Origin of the sequence: Nonomuraea sp. K271, assembly GCF_009908215.1 — a bacterium.
GTDB lineage: Bacteria > Actinomycetota > Actinomycetes > Streptosporangiales > Streptosporangiaceae > Nonomuraea > Nonomuraea longispora.
This window is the reverse complement of the sequence record NZ_JAAAHR010000255.1, coordinates 1-9,119: the sequence shown is the minus strand read 5'-3', so window position 1 is coordinate 9,119 and position 9,119 is coordinate 1. Positions and strand designations below refer to the sequence as shown.

7 protein-coding genes are annotated in these 9,119 nt (G+C 69.0%); all 7 read left to right on the top strand.

Annotated features, from left to right (window positions below; translation table 11 throughout):
- The coding region (locus GUY59_RS44445) for an aldehyde dehydrogenase family protein (protein ID WP_138208211.1) at nt 1-1,060 on the top strand (1,060 nt) is incomplete at its 5' end.
- On the top strand, nt 1,057-2,784 hold the full coding sequence (locus GUY59_RS44440) for a thiamine pyrophosphate-binding protein (RefSeq protein ID WP_138208212.1): 1,728 nt from the start codon (nt 1,057-1,059) through the stop codon (nt 2,782-2,784). The genes GUY59_RS44445 and GUY59_RS44440, both read left to right, overlap by 4 nt.
- A gap of 108 nt (nt 2,785-2,892) precedes the next feature.
- Nucleotides 2,893-4,035 (top strand): ABC transporter substrate-binding protein, encoded by a 1,143-nt coding sequence (locus GUY59_RS44435; protein WP_138208213.1) that lies wholly within the window; start codon nt 2,893-2,895, stop codon nt 4,033-4,035.
- Nucleotide 4,036: 1 nt separating this feature from the next.
- A complete protein-coding gene (locus tag GUY59_RS44430; protein ID WP_161715050.1) occupies nt 4,037-4,906 on the top strand; it encodes a branched-chain amino acid ABC transporter permease in 870 nt (289 codons plus the stop codon).
- Nucleotides 4,903-6,738, top strand: a complete 1,836-nt coding sequence (locus GUY59_RS44425; RefSeq protein ID WP_138208215.1) for a branched-chain amino acid ABC transporter ATP-binding protein/permease — start codon at nt 4,903-4,905, stop codon at nt 6,736-6,738. Before GUY59_RS44430 ends, GUY59_RS44425 begins: the two co-directional genes overlap by 4 nt.
- On the top strand, nt 6,735-7,436 hold the full coding sequence (locus GUY59_RS44420; protein ID WP_138208216.1) for an ABC transporter ATP-binding protein: 702 nt from the start codon (nt 6,735-6,737) through the stop codon (nt 7,434-7,436). The genes GUY59_RS44425 and GUY59_RS44420 overlap by 4 nt, the downstream gene beginning before the upstream one ends.
- An 18-nt stretch (nt 7,437-7,454) precedes the next feature.
- On the top strand, nt 7,455-9,119 hold a 1,665-nt coding region (locus tag GUY59_RS44415; RefSeq protein WP_161715049.1), incomplete at its 3' end, for a pyrroloquinoline quinone-dependent dehydrogenase.

Sequence of the window (9,119 nt, the reverse complement as noted above, 5' to 3'; positions counted from 1 at the left end):
GGGCCGGGGAGTGGGGAACACCGCGCTCACCCAGCGTGCCCCCGCGGGGCCGGTCCTGGCGATCACCCCGTTCAACGCGCCTGCGAATCTGCTGGCCCACAAGCTGGCGGCGTCGTTCGCGGCCGGCAACACCACGATCGTCAAGCCGCCGCCACAGGCGCCCGCGAGCTCCACGGCCTTGGTGCGGCTCCTGCTCGAGGCGGGCATGCCGGTGGAGGCGGTGCAGCTCCTGCACGGGGGCGGTGACGTGGGCGCGCAGTTGTGCGCTGCGCCGGAGATCGCCGTGGTCAGCTTCACCGGTGGCGTCACGGCCGGTCACGCTGTCGCGCACGCCGCCGGTCCGAAGCGGGTGATGCTCGAACTCGGCGGGAACGCCGCGACCATCGTCTGCGAGGACGCCGACGTGGCTGCCGCTGCGCGGGTGTGCGCCCGTACCGGCTACAGCAACTCGGGGCAGAGCTGCATCTCGGTGCAGCGGGTGTATGTCCAGCGCGACCGGTTCGAGGAATTCGCCGACGCGCTGACCGCGGAGGTGAAGACTCTGGTCGTGGGAGACCCGCTGGATCCTGCCACCGATGTCGGCTCGATGGTCGACGACGACGCGGCCGAGCGGGTGGTCCGCTGGACCGCCGAGGCGGCCGGCCAGGGCGCCCGGGTGGCGATCGGTGGCACGCGGGAGGGCGCGGTGATGGCGCCGACCGTCGTCGTCGCTCCGCCCGCCGAGGCTCGAGTCGTGCGCGATGAGGTCTTCGGCGCGCTGGTGACCGTGCTTCCCTACGACGATTTCGACGAGCTCCTCGCGGAGTGCAACCGCAGCTCGTACGGGCTGCAGGCCGGGCTGTTCACCCGCGACGTACGCCGCATCATCACCGCCTGGCGCGAGCTGGAAGTCGGCGGCCTGGTCGTGAACGGCTCCTCCAACTTCCGCCTCGACCACGTCCCGTTCGGCGGGGTGAAGGACTCGGGCATCGGCCGCGAGTCGCCCCGCTGGATGATCGAGGACTTCACCGTGACCAAGACGCTCCTGCTCAAGGGCCTGTCCATCTGGGGAGACCAGTGACTGTCACGAAATCCGGCACCGCCGCCCATGCCCTCGTCGCCCAACTGGAGGAACTCGGCGTCGAACACGTCTTCGGCACCTGCGGCCACACCAACATCGCCGTTTTGGACGCACTGGCCGACAGCCGCATCCACTTCGTCATCGCCCGCCATGAGCAGGCCGCCGCGCACGCCGCCGACGGCTACGCCCGCGTCTCCGGCAAGCCCGGCGTGCTGCTCGTGCACGTGGGTCCCGGCCTGACCAACGCCGCCACCGGTGTCATGACCGCGGCCCTGGACTCGGTGCCGATGGTGGTGATCTCCGGCGACATTCCCTCCTACTACCATGGCAGGCACCCCCACCAGGAGATCAATCTGCACGCCGACGCTGATCAGGCAAGCGTCTTCCGGCCCTTCGTCAAACGGGCCTGGAACGTGCACCGGGCCCAGGACGTAGGCCGCTTCGTCGAGCGCGCCTTCTGGACCGCCACCTCGGGCCGACCGGGCGCCACACTGGTCAACGTGCCGATGGACGTGTTCTCCCGGCCCGCCGAGCCCTTCCCTGCCATCAGCCAAGCCGCCTCGCCCGGCCTGCCCCAGGCCACCGCGGAGCTGATCGCGGCCCGGCTGGCCGCCGCCGAGCAGCCGCTCATCTACGTCGGCGGCGGTCTGCGTGAGGACACCGAGGCCCTGAGGTGGCTGGCCGAGCACCTCGACATCCCCATCGCCCACTCGCTCATGGCCAAGGGCACCGTGCCCGACGCGCACCCCCTGCTCCTCGGGATGCCCGGGTTCTGGGGCCTGGAGCTGACCAACACATATGCCCGCGAGGCGGACGTGGTGCTCGCGCTGGCGACCCGCTTCGCCGAGACCGACGCCAGCTCTTGGGATCCCCGCTTCACCTGGGACTTCTCCGGCAACACGCTCATCCAGATCGACATCGACCCTGCGGAGCTCGGCCGCAACTACCCGGCGGAGATCGGCGCCGTCGCCGACGTCCGGCTCGCGGTCCAGGCCATCGCCGTCGCCGCCGCGTCACATCCGGCACGCAGCAGGCCCGAGCTGCGCAAACAGATCCTGGAGGCCCGATCGGAGCTGTTCACGGCCAGTCAGGAGCGTGGCGGAAGCGAGGACTTCCCACTCCGGCCCGAACGCATCCTGAAGGACCTGAGGGAGGCCCTGCCCTTGGACGCGGTCCTGGTGACCGACGTCGGCTGGAACAAGAACGGCGTCGCCCAGTGCTACGAACTGCCCGCCGAGGGCCGCTTCATCACCCCGGGAGGCGCCTCCACCATGGGCTTCGGCCCGGCCGCCGCCATCGGCGTGCAACTGGCCGAGCCGGACAGGACGGTGATCGCGCTCATCGGCGACGGCGGCATGAGCGCCCAGCTTCCCGCGCTGCCCATGGCGGTCGAACAGGACGCGCCTGTCGTGTTCGTCGTGATGAACAATCGCTCGCACGGTACAATCTCCGACCTGCAGTCGGCGCACTACGGCCGCAGTTACGGCTGCGACTTCGCCGATCCGGCCGGCCACCCGTACAGCCCCGACTTCGCCTCACTCGCCCGAGCCTGCGGCGCCGACGGTCACACCGTCGCCACACCCTCCGACCTCGGAACGGCGCTACGCGAGGCCATCGCGAACCGACGGCCCGCCGTGATCGACGTCCCCATGGTCAACGAACCGGTGCCGACGCCGGGCCACTGGAACATCAAGGACATCTACCAGGGCCTCTTCATCGACTGACCGGGCCGAAACCGTTGTAGGTTCGATATTCCCCGAGCCTCATCATGACGTTATAACGAACGTACTAGTCCGTGAATTAAGTCTCACCTACCCCCTACGAGGTGAACCGTGCGTTTCACGAGATTCCTCATCGCGGCGGCGGCCCTCATGGCGCTCGCCGCCTGCGCACCCCCCGGCCCGTCGGGAAGCACCGAGGCGAGCGCCACCGGCCCCATCAAGATTGCCAACGTCAACGCGCAGAGCGGCCAGCTCAGCTCGCTGGGCCAGTGGGAGCACAAGGGCGTCAAGCTCGCCATCGACGAGGCCAACAAGGCCGGCGGCATCAACGGGCGGCATATCAAGCTGGACCTGTTCGACAGCCAGGGAGACCCGACGGTCGGCACCAACGTGGCCAGGAAGATCTCCGCCGAGGGCTACGTCGCCATGCTGGGCACCGCCGAGAGCGCCGTCACCCTCGCCATGGCACCGATACTCAAAGACGCCAAGATCCCGAACATCACCTCGGGCCAGTCCCCCAAGCTCGCGGAGCTGAAGAGCCCGTTCCTGTTCCTCAACGCGCCGACCAGCGTCACCTTCGACGAAACCCTGGCCAAGTACCTGGTCGACAACAAGGGCATGAAGAAAATCGCGATGATCAGCAACAACGGCGCGTACGGGGCCGGCGAGCACGACGCCTTCCTCGCCTCGCTCAAGAGCAGGAGCCTCACCCCGCTGGCCGACGAGGTCGTCACCCCCGACCAGAAGGACTTCAACGCCAATCTGGCCAAGATCCGCGAGCAGGACCCGGAGGTGCTGTTCATCGGCGCCGAGGAGGTCCAGTCAGGGCTGATCGCCAAGCAGGCCCGCGAACTCGGCATCAAAGCGCTCCTCGCCGGCGGTGCCCCGGTCGGCACCGACGTGTACGCCACCACCGCCGGCCTGGAGAACGCCGAGGGCACCGTGGTCAGCTCCCCCTACCTCAGCAACGAGGCCAGCGAGCCGATCAAGGCGTTCGCCGCCAAGTACAAGGCCGCCTACCACGAGGAGGCCCGCATGCACGTGGCCAAGGCGTACGACGGCGCCTCCATCCTCGTCGAGGCACTGAAGCAGACGGGCGGCGCGGGCGGCCAGAAGCTGGCCGACGCCATCCGCGGCGTCAAGCGCGCGGGCCTGCTGGGCGACTACAACTACGATGCCAACGGCGTCGGCATCCACGAGACGAAGATCGGCCTGGTCAAGGACGGCAAGGTCGTCCCCGAGGTCGCGAGCTGACGTGCAGGTCTTCCTTCAGACCCTGATCGGCGGGATCACGTTCGGGGCGGTGTACGCGCTGGTGGCGATGGGCTTCTCGATCGTCTACCGGACGATGGGGCTGGTCAACTTCGCCCACGGCAGCGTGGTGATGATCGGCGCGTACGCCGCCTCCACCTTCTACATGGCCAGCAAGCTGCCCTTCGCCGTGGCGATCATCGTGGCCATCGCGGTCACCGCGCTGATCGGCCTACTCATTGAGCGCTTCCTGCGCCCGCTGGAGAACAAGGACTTCACGCTGATGCTGATCGGCACGATCGGCTTCGGCGCGGTCCTGGAGGCCGGGGCGGTGCTCGTCTGGGGTGCCGCCGGGCACGCAGTGCCCTCTCCGGTCTCCACCGCGCCGATCGACCTGGCCGGCGTGCGCATCCCCACCTACAGCCTGCTGGTGATCGCCGTGGCCGCGGTCGCGACCGGGCTGCTGGCGCTGTTCCTGCAGCGTACGAAGCGGGGCGCGGCCATGCAGGCGGCGGCCATGGACCACCAGGCGGCCACCGCGGTCGGCATCCACGTCGGCCGCAGCAACGCCCTGGCCTTCGCGATCGGCGCGGGCCTGGCGGCGCTGGCCGGCGGCCTGATCGGCCCCATGCTGTACGTCAACCCGACCATGGGCGGCACCCTGGGCATCAAGGGCTTCGCCGCGGCCATGCTCGGCGGGTTCGGCAGCATGCCCGGCGCGATCGTCGGCGGCCTGGCCTTCGGCCTGCTGGACTCCTTCGCCGCCGGCAACTTCCAGGAGTATTCCGAGCTGGTCACCTTCCTGGTCTTCGCCGTCATCGTGATGATCCGCCCCACCGGCATCTTCGGAGAGGCAACGGTGAACCGCGCATGAGACTCCTGACCTGGCTTGAACCGCGCAGGAAACGCCTGATCTGGCTCGTTCCCGTGGCGGTGGCGGCCTGGCTGCTGCCCTACGGCCTTGGCGGCTACGCCATCCATGTCGCCGACGTCGCGATCATCTTCGCGATCCTGGCCATCGGCCTCGGCCTGACCATGGGGGTGGCTGGGCAGATCAACCTGGCTCAGGTCGCCTTCTTCGGCGTCGGCGCGTACACGGTGGCCATCCTCACCACGCAGGCCGGGCTCGGCTTCTGGACCGCCTCGGTGCTGGCTCTGCTGACGGCCGTGGTGTTCGGCGTGCTGGTGGGCGTCCCTGCGCTGCGCATGCAGTCGCACTACCTCGGCATCGTCACCCTCGGACTGGCGCTCGCCTTCACCAACTGGGTGACCAACGCCCACATCGCGGGCCGCGCCGAGGGCATCAGCGACATCCCCGTGCCGCCGATGTTCGGAATCGACCTGTCCAGCGGTTACCTCTTCTACTACGTCGAGCTGATCGTCTTCGCCGTGGCGCTGGCGTTCGCGCTGCTGGTCACCCGCTCGCCGCTGGGTCGCCGGCTGCGCGCGATGCGCGATGACGACCTGGCCGCCGGGTCGCTCGGCGCGGAGATCCCGCTGCTGCGCATGACCGCCTTCGTGCTGTCCGGCCTGTACGGCGGCCTGGCCGGCATCCTGTACGCCGGGCTCATCCGCTTCGTCGCCCCCGAATCCTTCAACATCGCCAACATGTTCCTGCTGCTGGCCATGGTCATCATCGGCGGCCGGGCCAGCATCCTGGGCTGCGTCGTCGGCGCCGTCGCACTCTCTCTGGTCAGGGAGGCCCTGCTGGACGCCTCCGGCTACGCTCAGCTCGGCTACGGCCTGGTGGTCGTACTGGTGGTGGTGTTCGCACCCAAGGGGCTGGCGGGCCTGCCAGGCCAGATCAGAGTCCTGCTGCGGCGGCACAAGAGCGGCTCGCGCGCCCAGCTTGGCCCATTTCGGCCCTACGACGTCGCGAGAGTCGCCGCTGAGGGAGCCGCACTGGAGATCCGGGAGCTCACGATGCGGTTCAAAGGCCTGGTCGCGCTCGACGAGGTCACACTCACCGTCCCCGAAGGGCAGATCCGCGGCATCGTCGGCCCCAACGGGTCGGGAAAAACAACCCTGTTCAACGTGATCAGCGGCATCTACACCCCCAGCCAAGGATCGGTGGTGCTGCGCGGTAACGAGGTGACCGGCATGGCGCCGTACCAGCTCGCCCAGCGCCGCGTCGCCCGCACCTTCCAGAACCTGCGCCTGTTCGAGGACCTCAGCGTGCGAGAGAACCTGCTCCTCGGCCTGGACCGCACCAGGACCAGGTGGATCTGGCGCTACCCGGCACTCCCCTGGAAGGTGCTGCGGTACGAGCGGGCACTGCACGCGCGGGCCGGGCAGCTCATCGAGCGGTTCGGGCTCGCCGACGTCACCGGCGCCGAGCCGCGCTCGCTGCCCTACGGCATCCAGCGCCGTATCGAACTGGCCCGCGCCATGGCCATGTCCCCCACCCTGCTCCTGCTCGATGAGCCGGCCGCTGGGCTCAACGGCGAAGAGGTGCGCCAACTTGCCGAGATCGTCGGCTCCATCAGGGATTCGGGCATCACCGTGATCATCATCGAGCACAACATGGGCCTGGTCATGTCCCTGTGCGACCAGGTCACCGTGCTGTCCAATGGCAAGGTGATCGCCGACGGCCGCCCGGCCGAGGTCGCCGTGCAACCGGACGTGGTCGCCGCCTACCTCGGCGACTCCATGTCCGCTCCCACCGAGGAGACCGCCGAGGCCGCCGCCGAGGAGGCGACCCGATGACCACCCTCACCGTCGAAGACCTCTCGGTCCACTACGGCGGCGTCCGCGCCGCCCACGACGTCTCCTTCACCGTCGGACCCGGCCAGTCACTCGGCATCATCGGCGCCAACGGCGCGGGCAAGACCTCCACTCTCAAGGCGGTAATGGGCCTGGCGCCCCGTCAGGCCAGGATCATCCGCTTCGGCGAGCACGACCTGCTCCACGCGCCCGCCCATACCCTGGTTCGGCACGGCATCGGCTACGTCCCCGAGGGCAGGCACGTCTTCTCCGGGCTCTCCGTGGAGAAGAACCTGCTGCTCGGCGCATACACCAGAAGCTGGAAACACGCCCCGATCAACGAGGTGTACGAGCTGTTCCCAGTGCTTGCAGAGATGCGCCATCGCCTGGCCGGCGCCCTGTCCGGCGGCCAGCAGCAGATGCTGGCCGTGGGCCGCGCCATGATGTGCCGGCCCAAGGTCATGCTGCTGGACGAACCCTCCATGGGACTGTCGCCGAAACTTGTGGGCGACATCGCCGGCGTGCTGAAGAAGCTCAACGCCGCCGGGCTGGCGATCCTGCTCGTCGAGCAGAACGCCAAACTCACCTTCGACGTCACCACCTCCTGTCTGGTCATGGAGAACGGCGAGATCGCCGCCCGCGGCACCTCGGCAGAGCTGAGCAACGACCCCCAGGTCCGGCGCATCTATCTCGGCCTGTAACGCTCCGGAAGGATAGCCATGGTTCATCGACGAGAGTTACTCGCGGGGGCCGTCGCCGCCGTCGCGCTCGCGGGATCCCAGCAACCCCCGGCCTCCGCGGCCACCCGTCGCGCCGACCGGGACTTCCCGAAAATCGGCGGCAACCTCGCCAACCAGAACTACAGCGAGTTGCACCAGGTGCACCGCGGCAACATCAGGCGGCTGCGGGCCGCGTGGCTGAACCACATCGAGGGCGGGCTCGCGGAGGGCAACAGCCAGAGCAGCACTGTGGCCGTGAACGGCGTGCTCTACATCGAGTCGGCGCTGGGCAACGTCGTCGCCGTTGACGGGCGTACCGGCGCGACGATCTGGAAGTACGCCCAGACGCGCGGCACGGTGACCCGGCGCGGGGTGGCGGTCGGCGCAGGCAAGGTCTACACCTGCGCCAACGGCAACTGGCTGATCGCACTCGACCAGCGAACGGGCCAGGTGCTCTGGGAACGGCAGCACAACGGGTACGGCAATCTGGAGAAGGTCGCGGTCACGTACCACGACGGCATGCTCTACTGCGGCACCAACGACGGCCCACGTGGCGCCGCGCTCGCTTTCGACGCCGAGAGCGGCGACCTGGTCTGGCACTTCTGGGGCACGGCCGCGCCCGGCGAGATCGGCGGCGGCACCTGGGAAGGCGACTCCTGGCAGAGCGGCGGCGCGACGCCGTGGATGCACTGCGCCATCGACGCGAAGCTGGGTCTCGTCTACTGGACGTTCGGCAACGCCAGGGGCAACAAGTCCTCACAGGACGGCTCCGAGCGTGGCGGCCAGAACCTGTTCGCCAACTCCCTGGTGGCCATGGACCTGAAGACCGGCGCGTACCGCTGGCACTTCCAGTCCATCCACCACGACATCTGGGACATGGACAACGTTATGGCACCCGTCCTGCTGGATGCCAAGATTCAGGGCCGCACGCGCAAGCTCGTCGTCTACGGCAGCAAAACCGGCATGTACTACATCCTCGACCGCGCCGACGGCTCGGCCCCGCTGGGCATCGACGAGCGGCCCGTGCCGCAGGAGCCCCGGCAGAAGACCTGGCCCACCCAGCCCTTCCCGCGCCAGGGCGGCTGGACCGAGCAGATCCCGGTACGGCAGCCGCTTGGCACCGAGGTACCCGGCGCGCCGCACCGGGCCGTGCCCAACTACAAGATTGGCCCGCTTTACACTCCGCACTGGGACGAACCCATCCTCACCATCCCCGGCCACGGCGGCGGCGCCGACTGGAGCCACCAGTCCTACAGCCACAGCACCCGCCTGGTATACACGGGCTTCGGCTACGTCGCCGCCGCCCACTCCCTCACCGAATCCTCCAACGGCCTGCGCCCGCCCGGCGAGTACATGAGCGGCGGCGTCGTGGCCGTCGACCCCTCGACGAACCGGGTGCGGTGGAAGAGGAACCTGCCGTACTCGCTGGCGCACGGCAACGGCATCCTCACCACCGGCTCCGGCCTGCTGTTCATCGGCCAGCCCGACGGCAACCTGCTCTGCCTGGACGCCCGCGACGGCCGCGAGCTGTGGCGTTGGCAGACCGGCGCCGCCATCAGCAGCAGCCCCATCTCCTACGAGATCGACGGCGAGCAGTACGTCGCCGTCTACGCCGGCGGCACCAGCATCCCGTACGGCAACTCCGCCCCGCGCGGCGACCACCTG

Bases quoted from the DNA above. Each gene is read 5' to 3' on its own strand.
- GUY59_RS44425 (WP_138208215.1), top strand. From the start codon at position 4,903: ATGAGACTCCTGACCTGGCTTGAACCGCGCAGGAAACGCCTGATCTGG.
- GUY59_RS44420 (WP_138208216.1), top strand. From the start codon at position 6,735: ATGACCACCCTCACCGTCGAAGACCTCTCGGTCCACTACGGCGGCGTC.